We start from the raw sequence: 20265 nt of genomic DNA on the forward strand, positions 1-20265 counted from the left end.
CCCGTTTTCCTGCGCTCAGTAGCGGTCGCCCCGGAACTCCCGGCCGCCACCGGGGACCTGGCCGTACTGCTGGCCCCCGCCGCCGTAGCGGCCGTCACGCGGGTCCCGGCGGTCGGGCTCGCGACGCGGCGGTTCGGCCCCACCCGGGCCGTAACCTCCACCCCCACCGGGCCGGCCGCCGCCGTAGCCGCCACCACCCGGGGAGCCGCCGTAGACCCCACCACCCGGCGGACGTCCACCGCCCTGGGGACCACCACCGTAGACGGCGCCACCGCGGCCACCGCCCTGCGGACGGCCACCGCCGTAGACGCCGCCACCCGGCCGCCCACCGTTCGCCGGGGCGCCGCCGTAGACCCCGCCCGGGCTGCCACCGCCGCCGTAGACCCCGCCGCGCGGCGGGGCGTCGGGCCGGCTGCCCGGCGGGTAGCCGGAGTTGCCCGGGAAATCGTCACCGCGCTCGTCGGTCGGCTCGGCGGGCGGCGCCGGCTTCCGGCGGGCCCGCAGGATGCCGAAGATGCCCGCGCCGACCATGAGCAAGCCGACCACGCCGACCGCCGCGATCAGGTACGTGATCTCGTCGAGGCTGAGCCCTTCGATCCAGGACTTCTGCGCGGCCGGCTTGGTGTCGGTCTTGCCGGCGTTGGGCAGCGCCTCGACCCCGGTGGTGGCCGGGGTGTAGCTGAGGACGTCGATCGGGTCCGTGGCGTCGAGCAGGCCGCCGTCGGAGACGGTGAGGAAAGACTTGCCGTCCGGCGTGTAGGAGATGGCCTCGCCGAACGGGTCGGCGAGGGGGGTGACCCGGGGCTTGCCGGTGGTCAGCGCGCCGACGACGTTGCCGCCCGTCACGTCGAACTCGAAGGCGTCGGCGTAGGTGCGCAGCACCACCCTGGCGCCGTCGGGCGAGCGGGCCGCGCCGGTGATCAGCAACCGGCCGGGGCCGCCGAGCTTGTTCTCGGTGTTGGTCTTGGGCAGGGTGACCTCGCCGACCTTCTTCATCGGAATGGCCTCGAGGTCAGCGCTGCTCTTCAGCTTGACCGTCGGCGTGAAGATCTCCGACTTGCCGGACAGGTCCTTCGTGATGACCAGCGGCAGGCCGTCGTCGCCGACGAGCAGCGCCTCGGCGTCGTGCGGCTCCTTGCCCGGGTAGGCCAGCCGGTGCAGCACCGGCTGCTTCGACCCGCTCAGCGGCATGGTCCAGACCGCGACCCGCTCCCGCCGGGTCTTGGCCTCGACGTTGTCACCCGTGTCGGCGATGAAGAGCGTCTTCTTGTCCGGCCCAACGGCCAGGTCCTCGGTGTCGTAGGGACCGGAGCCCGTGTATCGGACCGGGTTGGCGATCTCGCACTTCGTGTCGAGGAAGAAGACCCGTTTGCGGCTCTCGTCGTCGGTGCTGTCGTTGATCACGACGTAGCCGGTGCTGGTGGCCACGAGGCCGGACAGCTCCCGGAGCCGCTTGTCGTCGACCGTGCACTTCTTCTTGGGAGCCGCAGCCAGCACGGGGGCCGCGGCGGGAGCCGCCAGGGCGAGCCCGGCCGGTGCCACGACCGCGCCGACGAGGCTCAGCGCGATCGTGACCGAGGAGACAGCGTGCCGCATGGCGCCAAGTGTCGCACGGCCCGCGTTTCCGGCGGGTGACGCCGGATGGCTCACCGCCCGGCGGCCACCGGCTCGTCGCTGGTGAGCCGGTCTCCGGCCCGGTACGGCACGAGCTCGGCGGCCAGCGCCTCGCCCACCCGGACGTGCAGCAGCGTGCCCTCGGGCAGGTGCGCGGTGCTGAGCACCTCACCCTGCCGGTGCACCCGGGCCACCAGGTCGCCCCGGTCGTACGGGAGCACCGCCCGGACCTCCACGGCCGGCCGCGGGAGCCGCTGCTCGATGGCCTCGCGCAGCCCGTCGACCCCGCGCCCGGTGTGCGCGGAGACCAGGACCGCCTCCGGCCAGAGCCGCTTGAGCCGCAGCAGCGTCTCCTCATCGGCGGCGTCGACCTTGTTGACCACCAGCAGCTCGGGCAGCCGGTCGGCGCCCACCTCGGCGAGCACCTCGCGGACCGCCCGGACCTGCTCCTCCGGGTCCGGGTGGGCGCCGTCGACCACGTGCACCACCAGGTCGGCGTCGGCGACCTCCTCCAGCGTCGAGCGGAACGCCTCGACGATCTGGTGCGGCAGGTGCCGGACGAACCCGACCGTGTCGGAGAGGGTGTAGAGCCGGCCGTCGGAGGCGGTGGCCCGGCGGGTCGTCGGGTCCAGGGTGGCGAACAGCGCGTTCTCCACCAGCACGCCCGCCCCGGTGAGGCGGTTGAGCAGGCTGGACTTGCCGGCGTTGGTGTAGCCGGCGATGGCCACGGCGGGCACCGCGTTGCGGGAGCGGCGGGCGCGCTTGGTCTGGCGTACCGTCGCCATGCTCTTGATCTCGCGACGCAGCCGCGAGATGCGGTGCCGGATTCGCCGCCGGTCGGTCTCCAGCTTGGTCTCACCCGGACCACGCACGCCCACGCCGCCGCCGGCGCCGCCGCCGCGGCCGCTACCACCGGTCTGGCGGGAGAGGGTCTCACCCCAACCGCGCAGTCGCGGCAGCAGGTATTCGAGCTGAGCCAGCTCGACCTGCGCCCGACCCTCGCGGCTCTTGGCGTGCTGGGCGAAGATGTCGAGGATCAGGGCGGTGCGGTCGACCACCTTGACCTTGGTGCGCTGCTCCAGGTTGCGCAGCTGCGACGGCGACAGTTCACCGTCGCAGATGACCGTGTCGGCGCCGGTGGCGAGCACCACCGCGCTCAGGTCGTCGACCTTGCCCCGACCGATGTAGGTCGCCGGGTCCGGCCGGTTGCGCCGCTGGATCAGCCCCTCGAGCACCTGGGAGCCGGCCGTCTCGGCCAGCGCCGCCAGCTCGGTGAGGCTGTTGTCGGCGTCGTCCTGGGTCCCCTCGGTCCAGACACCCACGAGGACGACCCGCTCCAGCCGCAGCTGGCGGTATTCGACCTCGGTGATGTCGCTGAGCTCGGTGGAGAGGCCGGGGACCCGCCGCAGCGCCTGCCGCTCCGACAGCTCGAACTCGCCGGTGGTGGCGTCGAGCTCGTCGTTCTCGTAGGGAAGGGAGGTCTCCTGCTCTCGCAAACCGCAACTCCTGTCCGTTATGTCGTTGACCGGGGCATTTCCCGTTCGCATGAGCATCCTGACACGTACCAACGCCGGACGCACCCGCTATATGCCCGTGGCGTTACTAACCGGTAGCGGGGTCGGATGCCGGCCGACCTGGGCGGGCGAGTAGAAATGCCAGGCGAGCCGCTCAGCGTCGACGGAGGAGTAATTCGTGGCCATCACCCGACTGCCGAGTGCCGGATTCTCGATCACGATCCGGATCGCGGTCCCCGCGGACGCCTCCTCCATCGGGCGGCTGACCACCGCGGCGGGCGAGGCGGGCGCCATCGTCACCGCACTGGACGTGGTCGACTCCGACCCGGCCCACGTGATCGTCGACCTCACCTGCGACACCGCCGACGCCGGCCACGCCGACCAGGTGGTCGACGCGCTGACCGCGCTCGACGGGGTGGACGTCCGCAAGGTCTCCGACCGGACGTTTCTGCTCCACCTGGGCGGCAAGATCGAGGTCAACTCGAAGGTCGCGCTGCGCAACCGGGACGAGCTGTCCCGCGCGTACACGCCGGGGGTGGCCCGGGTCTGCATGGCGATCGCCGAGAACCCGGCCGACGCCCGCCGGCTCACCATCAAGCGCAACACCGTCGCCGTGGTCAGCGACGGCTCCGCCGTGCTCGGCCTGGGCAACCTCGGCCCGGCCGCCTCGCTGCCCGTGATGGAGGGCAAGGCGGCGCTGTTCAAGCGCTTCGGCGGGGTGGACGCCTGGCCGGTGGTGCTGGACACCCAGGACACCGACGAGATCGTGCAGATCGTGAAGGCGATCGCGCCCGCGTACGGGGGCATCAACCTGGAGGACATCGCCGCGCCGCGCTGCTTCGAGATCGAGGCCCGGCTGCGCGAGGCGCTGGACATCCCGGTCTTCCACGACGACCAGCACGGCACCGCGATCTGCGTCCTGGCCGCGCTGACCAACGCGCTGCGGGTGGTGGGCAAGAACCTCTCGGACGTCCGCGTCGTCGTCTCCGGCGCCGGCGCGGCCGGCACCGCGATCATGAAGCTGCTGCTGCGGCAGGGCGTGGGCGACATCATCGCGTACGACCGGCAGGGCGCCCTGCACCGCGACCTGCCCGACCTCAACCCGGCCTGGCGGTGGCTGGCCGAGAACACCAACCGGGAGAGCTACGCCGGCGACCTGCCCGGCGCGGTCCGGGGCGCGGACGTCTTCATCGGGGTGAGCGCGCCGAACCTGCTCACCGGCGACGACATCGCCACCATGGCGAAGGACGCGATCGTCTTCGCGCTGGCCAACCCCGACCCGGAGGTGGACCCGCGGGAGGCCCGCAAGCACGCCGCCGTGGTCGCCACCGGCCGGTCCGACCAGCCGAACCAGATCAACAACGTGCTCGCCTTCCCGGGCGTCTTCCGCGGCATGCTCGACGCGCACGCCGAGGAGTTCACCGAGGAGATGGCTATCGCGGCGGCCAGGGCCATCGCGGACGTGGTCGGCGAAGACAAGATCAACCCGACGGTGATCGTGCCGAGCGTCTTCGACTCGCGGGTCGCCCCGGCCGTCGCCGCCGCCGTACGCGCCGCCGCCCAGAACCCGGCCGCGACGCCCCCGCCGGCCGCCGACCCGGGCCCGGCCGACCTCCCGGAGATCGCCGCCAACGCCAGCGCCACCCCCTGACCACCCCTCCGGGTGCACCTGTTGCCGCCAGGGCGACAACAACCGCACCCAAACCCGACGCCCCACCGCGTGATCATGAAGTTGGCCGCCCCGAACCTGGACGGAACGGCCAGCCAACTTCATGATCACCGGAGCAGGGCGCAGTGGGGTGCAGTGGGCCGCAGCCCGGAGGTGGTTACGCCCCTGGGGCCGGGAGGGTGACCTCGCCGGTGGCGACCAGGACGGCGGGGCCGGAGAGCCAGCAGGTGTCCTCGGTGATCGTGATGGTGAGGCGGCCGCCGGGCACGTCGACGGTCATGGTGCCGGTCTCCCGGCCGGCGTCGCGCAGCGCCACGGCGGCCACCGCGCAGGCGCCGGTGCCGCAGGAGAGCGTCTCGGCCGAACCCCGCTCGTAGACCCGCATGAGCACGTGCCCGTCGGTACCCTCGACCGGCTCGCCCGGGCTGGTGAACTCGACGTTCACCCCGGCCGGGAAGACGGACGGGTCGACGTCGGGCGCGCGGGTGAGGTCCAGGCCGCCCAGGTCCAGGCTGGCGGGCAGCGCGCAGACCAGGTGCGGGTTGCCCACGTCCACGGCCGCGCCGGTCAGGGTGAGCCCGGCCAGGGTGGCGGTGGCCGTGTCGTACAGCCGGGGGCGGCGCATCTCGACGGCGACGTCGGCCCCCTCGACCCGGGCGCGGACCAGGCCGGCCCGGGTGGCCAGCGGAACGGTCCCGCCGGACGGGGTGGCCAGGCCGGTCTCCAGCAGGTAGCGGACGAAGACCCGGGCGCCGTTGCCGCACATCTCGGCGAACGAGCCGTCGGAGTTCCAGTAGTCCATGAACCACTCGGCGTCGCCGGCCAGCGCGGCGCCGTCCGGGTGCTTGGCGGCGCGTACCACGCGCAGCACACCGTCGCCGCCCAGGCCGCGCCGCCGGTCGCAGAGCGCGGCGACCAGGCCGGACGTCAGGTCGAGCGCCCCGTCCGGGTCGGGCAGGATGACGAAGTCGTTGCCGGTGCCGTGGCCCTTGGTGAACTGCACGCCCCAATCATTCCCGATGCTCGGCGACCACCCGCAGCGCAGTGTCGAGAAACTCCGGGGCGGCCGAGTCCAGCCAGTGGATCCGCGGGTCGCGGCGGAACCAGGAGCGCTGCCGGCGGACGAACCGACGGGTGGCCCGGACGGTCTCCTCGTGCGCCTGCGCCTCGGTCAGCTCGCCGGCCAGGAAGCGCAGCACCTGCTGGTAGCCGAGCGCCCGGCTGGCCGTCCGCCCCTCGGGCAGGCCCTGGCCGACCAGCGTCCGCGTCTCGTCGACCAGGCCGTCGGCCCACATGCGGTCCACCCGCCGCGCGATCCGCTCGTCCAGCAGCGCGGTGTCCAGGTCGACGCCGAGCTGCACCGACGGGTAGTACGGCGTCGGCGCGGGCAGCGACGCGGTGAACGGCGCGCCGGTCAGCTCGACGACCTCCAGGGCCCGAACGATGCGCCGGCCGTTGCTCGGCAGGATGCCCGCGGCGGCCACCGGGTCGGCCTCGGCCAGCCGGGCGTGCAGCGGGGCCGGGCCGACCTCGGCCAGCTCCGCCTCCAGCCGCTCCCGCACCGCCGGGTCGGTGCCGGGGAACTCGAACTGCTCCAGCACCGCCCGTACGTACAGCCCGGAGCCGCCCACCAGCAGCGGCACCCGACCCCGGGCCAGGATGTCGTCCACCGCCGCGCGGGCCAGCTTCTGGTATTCGGCGACGCTGGCCGGCTCGGTGACCGGCCAGATGTCGAGCAGGTGGTGCGGCACGCCCTCCCGCTCGGCCGGGGTCAGCTTGGCGGTGCCGATGTCCATGCCCCGGTAGAGCTGCATGGAGTCGGCGTTGACCACCTCGCCGTCGAGGGCGTGCGCCAGGGCGATGCTCAGCGCCGACTTGCCCGCCGCGGTCGGCCCGACCACGGCGACGACGGTCATGCCTTCTCCCAGTTGGCCACGAAGTAGGCAACGCCGTAGGGGGCCCGGTGGTAGCTCACGTCGCCCCGCCAGTCGCCGCCCGCCGCGCGGGCGGCCCCGGCCAGCACCTGCCACGGCGCCCGCCCGGCCGCCTTCAGCTCCGCCGACAGCGAAGGGTCCAGGCCGAGCAGGGCCGCGGCGTCCGCGTCGGCCAGGGCCGCGGCGACCCCCTCGTCGTACGCGGGCGCGCGCGGGTCGTCGTAGCCGGGCGCCTTGACGCCCCGGCAGGCCGAGCCGTCCCCGAGCACCAGCAGCGCGATCCGCTCGCCGGCCGCGGCGGCCAGCTCGGCGCCGAGGGCCGCGCACTCGGCCGGGGACGCGTCGGCGGCGACCGCCCGGGCCAGCCGGGGCAGCTCGGTGCCGGACCGGTTCACCAGCCAGGCGCCGATGGTCAGGCTGAGCGGCAGCACCTCGGCTCCGGAGCAGGCGATCTTCCACAACCGCACCGGCCGGTCGAGTCCGTAACCGCGCAGCGAGCCGGAGTCGGCCGCACCAAAGATCCTGCTTTCCCCACCGGCGCCCAGCAGCAGGATCACCTCGGGGTCGGCGGCGAGCAGCCGGGCCACGGCCGCGTCGGCGGCGGCCCGGAGGTCGTCCAGCTCGGGCGCGGCGGCGCCGGCCAGCTCCGGCACGATCAGGGGCGGGTGGGGGCAGACGGCGGCGGCGACCAGGGGCACCGGTCCAACCTATCCGCATCCCCCGGTGCGTCCCCGCGCCGATCCGGTCATCGAGGCCCTACGACACCGTATGGTCACGGTCGACGACAGGCGCTCGACACGGACCGGGTCGGACCTGTGACAATGCCGGGAGAACTTTGCTGCGCCGTGGCGGCGATCGCGGGAGGTGTCCCGTCGACGCCGGGAGAACGAGGATGGGCACATGAGCGACTGGACTGCCTTCGGACGGGTGGACGAGGACGGCACCGTCTACGTCAAGACCGCCGAGGGCGAGCGGGTGGTCGGATCCTGGCAGGCGGGGGCACCGGAGGAAGGGCTCGCCCATTTCGCCCGGCGCTTCGCCGACCTGGTGACGGAGGTCGACCTGACCGAGGCCCGACTCAACTCGGGCGCGGCGGACGCCGGCCACTCGCTGACCACGATCCGGCGGATCCGCGCGTCGCTGGCCGAGGCGCACGTCGTCGGTGACATCGACGCTCTGGCCGCCCGCCTGGACAAGCTCGCCACGGTGGCCGAGGAGAAGGCCGGCGAGGCCCGCGCCGCCCGCGACGCCGCCCGCGGCGAGGCACTCGCGCGCAAGACCGCCCTGGTCGAGGAGGCGGAGAAGCTGGCCGCCGAGTCGACCGGCTGGAAGACCGCCGGCGACCGGCTCAAGGAGATCCTCGACGAGTGGAAGACCATCCGCGGGGTCGACAAGAAGGCCGACGGTGAGCTGTGGAAGCGGTTCGCCGCCGCGCGGGACGGCTTCACCCGCCGCCGGGGCGCCCACTTCGCCTCCCTGGACCAGCAGCGCAAGCAGGCGCAGGGGGTCAAGGAGGAGCTGGTCGCCGAGGCCGAGAAGCTCAAGGAGTCGACCGACTGGGGTGCCACGGCCAACCAGCTCAAGGACCTGATGGCCCAGTGGAAGGCCGCGCCGCGCGCCTCCAAGGAGGCCGAGCAGAAGCTCTGGGATCGGTTCCGGGCGGCGCAGGACGAGTTCTTCACCCGGCGCAGCGAGGTCTTCTCGGCGCGGGACAACGAGCAGCGGGCCAACCTGGAGCGCAAGCAGGCCCTGCTCGCCGAGGCCGAGGCGCTCGACGTCGACGGCGACCCGAAGGGCGCCCAGGCGAAGCTGCGGGAGATCCAGGCCCAGTGGCACGAGGCCGGCCGGGTGCCGCGCGAGGCGGCCGCCGGGCTGGAGCGCCGGCTGCGGGCCGTCGACGACAAGGTCCGCGAGGTCATGGACTCGGCGTGGCGGCGGACCTCCAAGGAGGACAACCCGCTCCTGGCCCAGATGCGGGCGCAGGTCGCCGAGGCCGAGGACCGGCTGGCCCGGGCCAAGGCGGCCGGCGACGCCCGCCGGATCAAGGAGGCCGAGCAGGCGCTCGCCTCGAAGCGGCAGTTCCTCCAGCTCGCCGAGCAGGCCGGCTGACCTGACACGTCCCGGAAGCCCCCGGTCCCGCCTCGGACCGGGGGCTTTCCGTGTCCGACGTCGGCCAGGGCCGGAAAGCGTCTTCCCGGCCCGACCCTCCGGTCGCGTGTTGACGCATCGAGGCAGCCTGATCAAAATGGGCGGCAGAGCCAGGTTCCGCACCGGCGCGAGGGCACGACGGCACGACCCGCCGTCGGGATTCGCCGGTGCCTTCCTCCGCGGGTGGCCGTCCACGTGACACGGCCCGGCGCGCGCTGTCCGCGTACTCGATGACGAGCGGGCCGTCTCCCCCTGGTTTTCCGCCCGCGGCGCTCGCGCGGCGCGGGCATCCGAAGTGGAGCTCGCCATGCACCGACCCACCGCCCTCGGCGGCGCCCTCGCGGCGCTCGCCACCGCCGCGGCCGGCGTCCTCGTCGCCGCCGCCGTCAGCACCACACCGGCCGCCGCCGCCACCGCCGGGACCGGCACCGGCTACCTGCACACCAGCGGCAACAAGATCGTCGACAGCACGGGGGCCACGGTCCGGCTCACCGGCATCAACTGGTTCGGCATGGAGACCGACAACAAGACCTTCCACGGTCTGTGGTCGAGCAACCCGTGGCGTGGCCAGCTCGACACCATGGCCCGGCTGGGCTACAACACGCTGCGCATCCCCTACTCGAACGACGCCCTGAAGCCGGGCGCGACGGCCACCGGCATCAACGACTTCGTCAACCCGGACCTGGTCGGCCTCTCCCCCCTGCAGATTCTCGACAAGGTCATCGACTACGCGGGCAGCAAGGGGATGCGGGTCATCCTGGACCGGCACCGGCCCACCTCGGCTGGGCAGTCGCCGCTCTGGTACACCTCGACGGTCTCGGAGGCGACCTGGATCGCCGACTGGAAGATGCTCGCCCAGCGGTACGCGAACAACACCACGGTGATCGGCGCGGACCTGCACAACGAGCCGCACGCCGAGGGCACCAACCCGGCCGCCACCGGCGCCTGCTGGGGCTGCGGCGACACCGCCCGGGACTGGCGGCTCGCCGCCGAGCGGGCCGGCAACGCGATCCTCGGGGTGCAGCCGAACTGGCTGATCTTCGTGGAGGGGGTGAGCTGCCCGAGCGGCGGCCTGTCGAACGTCTGGGACAACGACCCGAGCAACGACGAGGACTGCGGCTGGTGGGGCGGCAACCTGTCGAAGGCCGGGCAGTTCCCGGTGCGGCTGAACGTGGCCAACCGGCTGGTCTACTCCCCGCACGAGTACGCCACCTCGGTCTACCACCAGGCCTGGTTCGACGACCCCAGCTACCCGGCCAACATGCCGGCCATCTGGGACAAGTACTGGGGCTACCTCTACAAGCAGAACCTCGCGCCGATCATGATGGGCGAGTTCGGCACCACGCTCCAGGACCCGAAGGACAAGGTCTGGCTGCAGAACCTGATGGCGTACACCGGGACCGGGGTGACCGGGATGTCCTTCACCTACTGGTCGTGGAACCCGAACTCGGGTGACACCGGCGGCATCGCCAACGACGACTGGACCACGATCAACCAGGCCAAGCAGGACATCCTCCAGCCCTACCTGATCCCGCCGGGCGGGGGCACCACCAGCCCGTCGCCGACGGGCACCCCGAACACGTCGCCGAGCCCGACCACGCCGGCGCCGACCGGGGGCTGCACGGCCACGTACAAGCAGGTCAACGCGTGGCAGGGCGGCTTCCAGGGCGAGCTGACCGTGAAGAACACCGGCACCGCGGCGGTCAACCCGTGGTCGGCGACCTGGACCTGGCCGTCCGGGGTGACGCTGGCCAGCGGCTGGAACGCCACCGTCACCCAGTCCGGCACCACGGTCACCGCGGCCGCGCCGACCTGGGCCGCGTCGCTCGCGCCGGGCGCGTCGGTGACCGTCGGCTTCACGGCCAACGGCACGGCCGCCGCGCCGGGCGCCGTGAAGCTCAACGGCACCGCCTGCTGAACGGGCGACGGCCGGGGCCGCCACGGGGCGGTCCCGGCCGTCGGTGGTCGCTCAGCGCGCGGCGCAGCCGCCGGTGGGGGCGGGCGCCGCGGCCGGCGCGCCGATCGTCGGCAGCCCGAGCAGCACCCCGGGGGTACGCGGGGCGCGCCCCGCCTCGGCCGCGTCGCCGGCCCGGGTGCGCCGGTGCGACAGCGGCTCCCCGTCGGCGTTGAGGTGGTGCGGGGCGGCGTAGGTGACCGTGGTGTGCACGATGTCGCCCGGGCGGATCAGCCCGGCCAGCGACCCGGCGTCGAAGTGCACGAGGCGGCCGTCCCGGGCCCGGCCGGACAGCCGGCCGGTGCGCTCGTCCTTGCGCCCCTCGCCGACCGCGACCAGCACCTCGACGGTCTCGCCGACCAGCCTGCGGTTCTCCGCCCAGGTGATCTCCTCGACCGTGGCGATCAACCGCTCGTACCGCTCCTGCACGACCTGCTTGGGCAGCTGGCCGTCCATGGTCGCGGCCGGGGTGCCGGGGCGCTTCGAGTACTGGAACGTGAACGCCGACGAGAAGCGGGCCTCGCGGACCACGTCGAGGGTCTTCTCGAAGTCGGCGTCGGTCTCGCCGGGGAAGCCGACGATGATGTCCGTGGTGATCGCCGCGTCCGGCATCGCGGCGCGGACCTTCTCGATGATCCCCAGGTACTTCTCCGACCGGTACGACCGGCGCATGGCCCGCAGCACGTCGTCGGAGCCGGACTGCAGCGGCATGTGCAGCGAGTGGCAGACGTTCGGCGTCTCGGCCATCGCGGCGATCACGTCGTCGGTGAAGTCCTTCGGGTGCGGGCTGGTGAACCGGACCCGCTCCAGGCCGTCGATGTCGCCGCAGGCGCGCAGCAGCTTGCCGAAGGCGTAGCGGTCGCCGAACTCCACGCCGTAGGAGTTGACGTTCTGCCCGAGCAGGGTCACCTCCAGCACGCCCTCGTCGACCAGGGCGCGCACCTCGGAGAGGATGTCGCCGGGGCGGCGGTCCTTCTCCTTGCCGCGCAGGGACGGCACGATGCAGAACGTGCAGGTGTTGTTGCAGCCCACCGAGATCGACACCCAGCCGGCGTACGTCGACTCGCGCCGGGTCGGCAGCGTGGACGGGAAGACGTCGAGGGATTCGAGGATCTCCACCTCGGCGGCGGTGTTGTGCCGCGCGCGCTCCAGCAGCACCGGCAGCGAGCCGATGTTGTGCGTGCCGAAGACCACGTCCACCCAGGGCGCCTTGCGGACGATCTCGCCGCGGTCCTTCTGGGCCAGGCAGCCGCCGACCGCGATCTGCATCCCGGGGTGCCTGTCCTTCACGGGGCGCAGATGACCCAGGTTGCCGTAGAGCCGGTTGTCGGCGTTCTCCCGGACGGCGCAGGTGTTGAACACCACCACGTCGGGCTGCTCGTCGGCCTCGGCGGCACGCACGTAGCCGGCCTGTTCGAGCAGGCCGGAGATGCGCTCGGAGTCGTGCACGTTCATCTGGCAGCCGTACGTGCGCACCTGGTAGGTGCGCGGGCTGCCCGCGGCTGCGGTAGTCATGACCGGGACAGCGTATCCGGGTGGAGCCGGTCGGACCGAACGAGGAGGAGCTGTCAGCCGGAGCATCAGGACCCTGCGTGAGCCGTAGCTCGTGGTCCGTGCCCCGCAGCCGGCGGCCCGGGCCTGAGCCTCCGGGTCCCGGTCCGTTCTCGCCGCCGGTGACGCGGCGGATGCCGGGCCGGCGCCGGGGCCACCCCCTCCGCCGGTCAGGCGGCGGCGCGGGCCGGGGCGACCGAGTCGGGGGCCCACCGGGAGCGGTGGCACTGCGACCAGCCCCGGCAGCGGGGGTCCGCCACGGTGCAGAGCCGCTGGCCGCTGAGGACCTCGCCGTCGTCGGTCTCGACCACGTCGAAGTGCACCGGTCGGATCGTGCCGTCCGGGGCGACCAGCAGGTGCCGCCCGGCGTCGAGGGTGTCGTCGCGCATCAGGCAGTTGCGGTCCAGCAGCCGGGCCAGCGCCGCGATGCTGGGCAGCTCGGGCAGGCGCTCGGGCACCCCGTAGCAGTCGACCACGGTTCCGTACGCCCCGGGCGCCTCCCAGACGTCGCACACCACCGCGTACGCGGGGAGTCGGGCCGGGTCGGCGACGGCGAGGGGCATCACCACCCGGCCGAGCGCCTCGGCCAGCGCCGGGTAGACCTCCACCGGCGCCGCGCCGTCGATTCTCCAGTTCCACAGCTCGGTCATGCCGCCTCCTCGCTGCGCTCGTCCCATTGGCCTCCGGATCGGGCCTTACTCACGATGGTGGAGTGCATTTGACCTCAGCCGGGCGCAAGTTACCGGTCTGTGACCATTCTGGGCAAAATTTCCTTGGGCCACCTTGCCCAGAGTAGCGGGAAGGTGACAGTTTATCGGGTATGGTGCCGCGTCCGCGACGCGAACCACCGGGGGTGGTGACGGATTCGCGGCTGCGGGCGGCGGCTCTCAGCGCACCCGGACCAGGTGTTCGCTCGGCGGCAGCAGCTCACCGACCACCGTGCCGCCCGGCACCTCGCCCGCCACCAGCAGCCCACCCGAGGTCTGCGCGTCGGCCAGCAGCAGCCGCTCCCCCTCGCCGGCCGCGCCGAAGTCGGTCCACGGGCTCACCCAGTCCAGGTTGCGCCGGGTGCCGCCGCTGACGAACCCGTCGCGCAACGCCTCCCGGGCGCCGGGCAGGTAGGGCACCGCGGCCGCGTCGATCGCCACGGTGAGCCGGCTGGCCCGGGCCAGCTTCGAGGCGTGCCCGAGCAGCCCGAACCCGGTCACGTCGGTGCCGCAGCGGATCCCGGCCGCGACGGCCGCCCGGGCCGCGTCCCGGTTCAGCCGGGCCATCGAGGCGACCGCCTCCGGGAACCGCTCCCCGGTGCGCTTGTGCCGGGTGTTCAACACTCCCACGCCGAGCGGCTTGGTCAGCGACAGCGGCAGGCCGGCCCGACCGGCGTCCAGGGTGATCAGCTCCTCGGGCCGGACCACCCCGGTGACGGCCAGGCCGTACTTCGGGCCGTCGTCGTCCACGCTGTGCCCGCCGGCCAGGTGGCAACCGGCCTCCCGGGCCACGTCCTGACCGCCGCGCAGCACCTCCCGGGCCAGCTCCAGCGGCAGCACCTCCCGGGGCCAGCAGAGCAGGTTCAGCGCGACCAGCGGGGTGCCGCCCATGGCGTACACGTCGGAGAGGGCGTTGGCGGCGGCGATGCGCCCCCAGTCGTAGGCGTCGTCCACCACCGGAGTGAAGAAGTCGGCGGTGCTGACCAGGCCGGTGCGTTCGTCCAGCCGGACCACCGCGGCGTCGTCGCCGTGCTCCAGACCGACCAGCAGCTCGGCGGCGCCGACGGCCGGGGCCAGCCCGGCCACCATCGTCTCCAGCTCGCCCGGCGGGATCTTGCAGGCGCACCCGCCGCCGCGGGCGTAATCGGTCAGCCGGAGGACGTCTGTCATCCCCACATGATCGCCGTTGACGCGCGCGGCCGCTACCGGGACGCCCCGCTCGGTGACGGAATTCGGACGCACGGGTACGGCGGTGACCGGTGTTACCGCTCCGTGACCATTCGAGTTGCGTTCTGCCACATCACGCCGCCTACAGTGGCCCAACCAGGGGTCTCGCGACCCCGCTTTTCCGTACGGACGACAGGGACGGTGAACGACGTGACGACGGGCGAACCGCTGATCGTGCTGGACGGGGTGAACAAGTGGTTCGGCCCGCTGCACGTGCTGGACGACGTCTCGCTCTCCGTCGGCAGGGGCGAGGTGGTCGTGGTCATCGGCCCGTCCGGCTCCGGCAAGTCGACGCTCTGCCGGGCGATCAACCGGCTGGAGCCGATCAACTCGGGCACCATCACCTTCGACGGCACCCCGCTGCCGGCCGAGGGCAAGGCGCTGGCCAAGCTGCGCAGCGAGGTCGGCATGGTGTTCCAGTCGTTCAACCTCTTCGCGCACAAGACCATCCTGGAGAACGTCACCCTCGGCCCGCTGAAGGTGCGCCGCGAGAAGCCGGCCGCCGCCCGCGAGCGCGGCCTGGCCCTGCTCGACCGGGTGGGCATCGCCAACCAGGCGGACAAGTACCCGGCGCAGCTCTCCGGCGGCCAGCAGCAGCGGGCGGCCATCGCCCGCGCGCTGGCCATGCAGCCCAAGGCGATGCTCTTCGACGAGCCCACCAGCGCGCTCGACCCGGAGATGGTCGGCGAGGTGCTGGAGGTGATGACCTCGCTGGCCAGCGACGGCATGACCATGGTCGTGGTCACCCACGAGATGGGCTTCGCCCGGCACGCGGCCAACCGGGTCATCTTCATGGCCGACGGCAAGCTCGTCGAGGACGCGCCGCCGGCGGAGTTCTTCGCCAACCCGCGCAGCGAGCGGGCCAAGGACTTCCTCTCCAAGATCCTCACGCACTGAGCGTCCGTAGTGGAGCGCGCCGTCCCCCGGCGGCTCTTTCGAAGAAGGAGATGAGTATGCGTATGAAGCGCGTGGCGGCGGTCGCCGCGGCGGCGACCCTGGCGCTCGGCATGAGCGCCTGCGGCGGCGACGGGGACGGCGGCTCCGGCAGCAGCGGGGCCAAGGGCATCATCGGCAAGGCGCAGAACCAGAAGAAGCTGGTCATCGGCGTGAAGGCCGACCAGCCGGGCCTGGGCCTGCAGACCGGCAGCCAGTACGAGGGCTTCGACATCGAGATCGGCAAGATCGTGGCCAAGGGCCTCGGCGTCAACGCGAACAACATCGAGTGGAAGACCACCGTGTCGTCCAACCGCGAGCCCTTCATCCAGCAGGGCACCGTCGACCTGGTGGTGGCGACCTACACGATCAACGACGAGCGCAAGCAGAAGGTCAACTTCGCCGGGCCGTACTTCATCGCCGGTCAGGACCTGCTGGTCAAGGCCGACTCCACCCTCACCGGGCCGGAGGCGCTGGACGGGAAGACGGTCTGCTCGGTGACCGGCTCCACTCCGGCCAAGCGGATCCAGACGGACCACCCGAAGGCGAAGCTCCAGCAGTTCGACTCGTACTCCAAGTGCCTGCCGCTGCTGGAGAACGGCCAGGTCGACGCGGTGACCACCGACGACATCATCCTCGCCGGCTACGCCGCGCAGTCCCAGTACGCCGGCAAGTTCAAGGTGGTCGGCAAGCCCTTCTCCACCGAGCCCTACGGCATCGGCCTGAAGAAGGACGACAAGGACGGCTGCGAGAAGGTCAACGAGATCCTCAAGTCCGCCGCCGCGGACGGCAGCTACAAGGCCGCCTGGGACGCCACCCTGGGCAAGAGCGGCAAGGCCGCGCCCGAGCTGGACACCACCAAGCTGACCAACTGCGGCAGCGTCTGACCGGTTCCGGGGCCGGCATCCGTGAGGGTGCCGGCCCCGGCCTGTCGCGACGCCGACGACGTGCCCCGGGAGTCGACGCATGCACGTATTCGATGATCCGACCAACTTCGACGCGTACGTGTCGGGTTTTCTCTGGATTCTCAAGCTCACCGGCGCCTCGGCCGTGTTCTCGCTGGTGCTCGGCGTGTTGCTCGCCGCGTTCCGGGTGTCACCGGTGCCGGTGCTGCGCGGCCTCGGCGCGGCGTGGGTCAACATCTTCCGCAACACGCCGCTCACGCTGATCATCTTCTTCTGCTACTTCGGCCTCTTCTCCACGCTCGGTCTGCGGCTGTCGGACGACCTGGACCTGAACAACTACTGGCTCGGGGTGATCGGCCTGTCGGTCTACACCGCCGCGTTCGTCTGCGAGGCGGTCCGCTCCGGCGTCAACACCGTCCCGGCCGGTCAGGCGGAGGCGGCCCGCGCGATCGGACTGACCTTCTTCCAGACCCTGCGCATCGTGATCCTGCCGCAGGCCGGGCGGGCCGTGGTGGCCCCGCTGGGCAGCGTGCTCATCGCGCTCTGCAAGAACGCCACGATCGTCGGCACCATCGGGCTGATGGAGTCGTCCAGCGTCATGAAGGATCTGATCAACAGCAACGGCGACGCCGTCATCCCGATCTTCCTGGTCTTCGCGGGCACGTTCGCCGTGATCCTGATCCCGACCGGCTACCTGTTCGGCTGGCTGGCCAACCGACTGGCGGTGAAGCGCTGATGAGCACCAGCTCCATTCTCTACGACCACCCGGGGCCGCGCGCCCGCCTCCGCAACCGGGTGCTCAGCATCGTCTTCGGCGTCGCCCTGCTTGCGCTGCTGTGGTGGCTCTACAGCAAGTTCGACCAGGCCGGCCAGTGGGAGGGCCGGCTGTGGAAGCCCTTCACCGAGCCGAAGACCTGGACCGAGTTCATCGGGCCGGCGCTGCTGCAGACGCTGTATGCCGCGGCCACCGGCATGGTGCTCTCGCTGGCCTTCGGCATCGTCTTCGCGGTCGGCCGGCTCTCCGACCACTGGTGGCTTCGGATCCCGGCCGGCGTGGTGGTGGAGTTCTTCCGGGCCGTGCCGTTGCTGCTGATGATCTTCTTCATCTTCTACGGCGTGCCGTTCCTCATCCAGGGGCCGGTCTCGGCGTTCTGGGCGGTGGTCGTGGGCCTCACCCTCTACAACGGGTCGGTGCTGGCCGAGGCGTTCCGCGCCGGCATCCGCTCCATCCCGGGTGGCCAGTCCGAGGCCGGCTACGCCGTGGGCATGCGCAAGGGCCAGGTCATGCGGCTGATCCTGGTGCCGCAGGCCGCCCGGGCCATGCTGCCGGTGATCGTCAGCCAGCTCGTCGTGCTGCTCAAGGACACCGCGCTGGGCTACATCGTGGCCTTCCCCGAGCTGCTGCAGCGGGGCGTCAACGACCTCTCGGCCAACTACGGCAACGTCGTCGCCGCCGCGATGGTGGCGGCCACCATCTACATCCTCATCAACTCACTGCTCACCGCGCTGGCCGGCTGGCTGGACCGGCGTACCCGGCGGCGGGGCTTCCGGATCCCGAGGCAGACCGCGGCGCCGGACTCGACCCCGGCCGGCGGCGCCACCGTGGCGGAGCCGCAGGGCTGACCGCCCTCCCGTCCACACGTCGAAGCCCTGCCACCTCGCGGAGGTGGCAGGGCTTCGTCGTGACGCCGGACCCGGTCAGCGGGCGATCTCAGTCACCCGGGACTCGCGGACCACGGTCACCCGGATCTGACCGGGATAGGTCAGCTCCTCCTCGATCTGCTTGGCCACGTCCCGGGCCAGGACGGCCGCGCCGATGTCGTCGACGTCCTCGGGCTTGACCATCACCCGGATCTCCCGGCCGGCCTGCATGGCGAAGACCTTGTCGACGCCGAGCTTGCCGGCCGCGATCTCCTCGATCCGCTCCAGCCGCTTGACGTACGCCTCCAGGCTCTCCCGCCGCGCTCCCGGCCGCCCGCCCGAGCACGCGTCCGAGGCCTGGGTGAGCACCGCCTCGATGGTCTGCGGGGGCACCTCGTTGTGGTGCGCCTCGATGGCGTGCACCACGTCCTCGCTCTCCCCGTACTTGCGGGCCAGGTCGGCGCCGATGATGGCGTGGCTGCCCTCCACCTCGTGGGTGAGCGCCTTGCCGATGTCGTGCAGGAACGCGCAGCGCTTGATGGTCGGCACGTCCAGCCGCAGCTCGGCGGCCATGATCCCGGCGATGTGCGCGGTCTCGACGAGGTGCTTGAGCACGTTCTGCCCGTACGACGTCCGGTAGCGCAGCCGGCCGAGCAGGGTGACCAGCTCCGGGTGGATCTCGGTGATGCCGACCTCGACCAGGGCGTCCTCGGCGGCCCGGTGGCAGAGTTCCTCCACCTCGTGCCGGGCCAGGTCGTAGACCTCCTCGATCCGGTGGGGGTGGATCCGGCCGTCGAGCACCAGCTTCTCCAGCGTGAGCCGGCCGACCTCCCGGCGTACCGGATCGAAGCAGGAGAGCAGGACCGCCTCGGGGGTGTCGTCGATGATCAGGTTGACCCCGGTGACCGACTCGAAGGCGCGGATGTTGCGCCCCTCCCGGCCGATGATCCGGCCCTTCATCTCGTCCCCGGGCAGGTGCAGGACGCTGACCACGCTCTCGGCGGTCTGCTCGCTGGCCACCCGCTGGATGGCGTCGACCACGATGTGCCGGGCCCGCTGCTCGGCGGTGCCGCGCGCGTCGGCCTCGATCTCGCGGACCAGCAGCGCGGCCTCCCGCTTGGCCTGCCCCTCGATCGACTCGACCAGCTCGGCCCGGGCCGCGTCGGCGGTCAGGCCGGCCACCCGCTCCAGCTCGCGGCGGCGCTGCTCCTCGGCCTCGGTGAGCGCCTGCTCGCGCTCCACCAGGGCGGCCTCCCGTGCGGCGAGCGCGGCGCTGGCGGCGGTGAGCTGCCGCTCCCGCTCGGCGAGCCGCTCCACCTCCTCGGTGTGCAGCCGTTCCCGCTCGTCCATCCGGGCGGCCCGCCGCTCGACCTCCGCGGCCTGTTCCCGGGTGGTCGCGGCGAGCACCGCCACCTCCCGTTCGCCGCTGCGGCGGGCGGCGGCGCGGAGCTGGTCGGCGTCCGCCTCGGCCTGCTTGTGCGCCCGCTCCAGCACGGTGTCGGCCTCGGCCCGGGCGTCGTCGAGCACCCGCCGGGCCTCGGCGCGGGCCGCCTTCGCCTCGGCCTTGGCGGCGGCCGCCTCGGTGCGGGCCGCGGCGGCGGCCGACTTGGCCACGTCGATGGTGCTGTTCGCCTCGTCGGCGGCGTTGCGCAGGGCCGCCAGAGACTGCTCCTGGCGGTCCTTCTCGGCGATGAAGGCCGGATCCTCGGGGGCGGGCGCGAGACTGAGCCGGCGCATGGTGCGCACGCCGAACAGGACGGCGCCGACCACCACCACGACGAGCAGCAGCACCACCGCCAGGATGACGACGTCGAAGGCGCTCATGCGGCCGCTCCGAGCGGGCGGACGCCCGCTCCGAACCGGACCGGGCAGCCGCCCGGCGAGGAGCGGCCGGTCGCGTCCGGAAGACCGCCGGTGAACCTGTGCCGCCCCGCCATGGCCGCCTCCCCTGAACGTCGGCACCGCAGGCGGCGTGCGGACGGCACGCACCTGCGGCTCTGGACGCCCGACCGGAGCGGCTGGCTGTGGATAGCTTTCCGTCGGCGGTGTCCCCTTCGGGGCATCGCCGGCGGCCGGTTGCAGTTGTCGGTCGGCCCCGGACCGAACCGTCCGGAGCTGCCGTCAAGGGCCGGTGAAGCTGGCCAAAGTGATGCTGTTCTGTTACGCGATCTATGTTGTGCGCTTAGCCTGCGCTGGTCGGGCAAAGTGAGCCTGTATGGCGAGGCTAGGTCTCCAGGGGCCGTTCGGTCAAGAACTCATGATCAAACCACCCGGACGGAGAGAAGTTGGCGCGTCACTCAGCGCTGTCCAGATGCCGGACACGGCCGGACAAACCTCGCCCGTCGCGACCGCCCCGGTGGCGTTCCCGGCCTGCTCAGGGCCGCCACCCGGCCCCTCTCGTGGCGCCGCGCGAGGTGACCTGTCACCAGCTCCGGCGCGCCACAACTTCGCGCAGGAGTGACTCGCGT

At 72.5% G+C, this 20265-nt stretch carries 16 protein-coding genes; 7 read left to right on the top strand and 9 right to left on the bottom strand.

The window, feature by feature from the left end; translation table 11 throughout:
* Nucleotides 1-15 precede the first annotated feature (15 nt).
* Both NFX44_RS17100 and hflX read right to left on the bottom strand, forming a co-directional pair.
* Nucleotides 16-1596: a hypothetical protein gene (locus NFX44_RS17100; protein ID WP_262284537.1), complete on the bottom strand. Its 1581-nt coding sequence runs from the start codon at nt 1594-1596 to the stop codon at nt 16-18.
* A 50-nt stretch (nt 1597-1646) separates the two neighbouring features.
* Nucleotides 1647-3110 (bottom strand): GTPase HflX, encoded by a 1464-nt coding sequence (hflX, locus tag NFX44_RS17105; RefSeq protein ID WP_262284538.1) that lies wholly within the window; start codon nt 3108-3110, stop codon nt 1647-1649.
* Nucleotides 3111-3306: 196 nt separating this feature from the next.
* Here hflX and NFX44_RS17110 point away from each other — a divergent pair, with 196 nt between their 5' ends.
* Nucleotides 3307-4779, top strand: a complete 1473-nt coding sequence (locus NFX44_RS17110) for an NAD-dependent malic enzyme (protein ID WP_262284539.1) — start codon at nt 3307-3309, stop codon at nt 4777-4779.
* A gap of 175 nt (nt 4780-4954) precedes the next feature.
* Here the strand turns inward: NFX44_RS17110 and dapF are convergent, their stop codons facing one another.
* The 3 genes from dapF to NFX44_RS17125 are packed head-to-tail and all read right to left on the bottom strand — an operon-like array spanning nt 4955 to nt 7429.
* Entirely contained in the window at nt 4955-5800 is an 846-nt protein-coding gene (dapF, locus tag NFX44_RS17115) for a diaminopimelate epimerase (protein WP_262284540.1), read from the bottom strand.
* A gap of 7 nt (nt 5801-5807) precedes the next feature.
* Complete coding sequence (gene miaA, locus NFX44_RS17120; RefSeq protein ID WP_262284541.1) at nt 5808-6713, bottom strand: tRNA (adenosine(37)-N6)-dimethylallyltransferase MiaA; 906 nt, start codon at nt 6711-6713, stop codon at nt 5808-5810.
* A complete protein-coding gene (locus NFX44_RS17125; protein ID WP_262284542.1) occupies nt 6710-7429 on the bottom strand; it encodes a hypothetical protein in 720 nt (239 codons plus the stop codon). Before NFX44_RS17125 ends, miaA begins: the two co-directional genes overlap by 4 nt.
* A gap of 202 nt (nt 7430-7631) precedes the next feature.
* Between NFX44_RS17125 and NFX44_RS17130 the strand changes: the two genes are divergently transcribed.
* Both NFX44_RS17130 and NFX44_RS17135 read left to right on the top strand, forming a co-directional pair.
* Complete coding sequence (locus NFX44_RS17130; protein ID WP_262284543.1) at nt 7632-8840, top strand: DUF349 domain-containing protein; 1209 nt, start codon at nt 7632-7634, stop codon at nt 8838-8840.
* A gap of 346 nt (nt 8841-9186) precedes the next feature.
* Nucleotides 9187-10797: a cellulase family glycosylhydrolase gene (locus tag NFX44_RS17135; RefSeq protein WP_262284544.1), complete on the top strand. Its 1611-nt coding sequence runs from the start codon at nt 9187-9189 to the stop codon at nt 10795-10797.
* Between the two features lie 51 nt (nt 10798-10848).
* Here the strand turns inward: NFX44_RS17135 and miaB are convergent, their stop codons facing one another.
* The 3 genes from miaB to selD form a co-directional block, all read right to left on the bottom strand.
* On the bottom strand, nt 10849-12348 hold the full coding sequence (gene miaB / locus NFX44_RS17140) for a tRNA (N6-isopentenyl adenosine(37)-C2)-methylthiotransferase MiaB (protein ID WP_262284545.1): 1500 nt from the start codon (nt 12346-12348) through the stop codon (nt 10849-10851).
* 206 nt (nt 12349-12554) lie between these two features.
* The gene (locus NFX44_RS17145; RefSeq protein ID WP_262284546.1) at nt 12555-13034 is read right to left on the bottom strand and encodes a hypothetical protein; all 480 of its coding nucleotides are present in this window, start codon (nt 13032-13034) and stop codon (nt 12555-12557) included.
* Nucleotides 13035-13271: 237 nt separating this feature from the next.
* Nucleotides 13272-14261 carry a selenide, water dikinase SelD gene (gene selD / locus NFX44_RS17150; RefSeq protein WP_262284547.1) on the bottom strand — a complete coding sequence of 330 codons (990 nt, stop codon included), beginning with the start codon at nt 14259-14261 and terminating at the stop codon, nt 13272-13274.
* Nucleotides 14262-14459: 198 nt separating this feature from the next.
* On the opposite strand from selD, the gene NFX44_RS17155 reads away from it, so the two are divergent.
* The 4 genes from NFX44_RS17155 to NFX44_RS17170 all read left to right on the top strand — a co-directional run bounded on the left by NFX44_RS17155 (nt 14460) and on the right by NFX44_RS17170 (nt 17779).
* Nucleotides 14460-15215, top strand: coding sequence for an amino acid ABC transporter ATP-binding protein (locus NFX44_RS17155; RefSeq protein ID WP_315974601.1), 756 nt, complete (start codon nt 14460-14462; stop codon nt 15213-15215).
* Nucleotides 15216-15271: 56 nt separating this feature from the next.
* Nucleotides 15272-16138 carry a glutamate ABC transporter substrate-binding protein gene (locus NFX44_RS17160; protein WP_262284548.1) on the top strand — a complete coding sequence of 289 codons (867 nt, stop codon included), beginning with the start codon at nt 15272-15274 and terminating at the stop codon, nt 16136-16138.
* 79 nt (nt 16139-16217) lie between these two features.
* Entirely contained in the window at nt 16218-16892 is a 675-nt protein-coding gene (locus NFX44_RS17165) for an amino acid ABC transporter permease (protein WP_262284549.1), read from the top strand.
* Nucleotides 16892-17779: an amino acid ABC transporter permease gene (locus tag NFX44_RS17170; RefSeq protein ID WP_262284550.1), complete on the top strand. Its 888-nt coding sequence runs from the start codon at nt 16892-16894 to the stop codon at nt 17777-17779. The genes NFX44_RS17165 and NFX44_RS17170 overlap by 1 nt, the downstream gene beginning before the upstream one ends.
* A gap of 75 nt (nt 17780-17854) precedes the next feature.
* Here the strand turns inward: NFX44_RS17170 and rny are convergent, their stop codons facing one another.
* On the bottom strand, nt 17855-19621 hold the full coding sequence (gene rny, locus NFX44_RS17175) for a ribonuclease Y (protein WP_262284551.1): 1767 nt from the start codon (nt 19619-19621) through the stop codon (nt 17855-17857).
* Nucleotides 19622-20265 lie beyond the last annotated feature (644 nt).

The organism is Micromonospora sp. MA102 (assembly GCF_025460765.1).
In the GTDB taxonomy this organism is placed as follows: Bacteria; Actinomycetota; Actinomycetes; order Mycobacteriales; family Micromonosporaceae; genus Micromonospora; species Micromonospora halotolerans.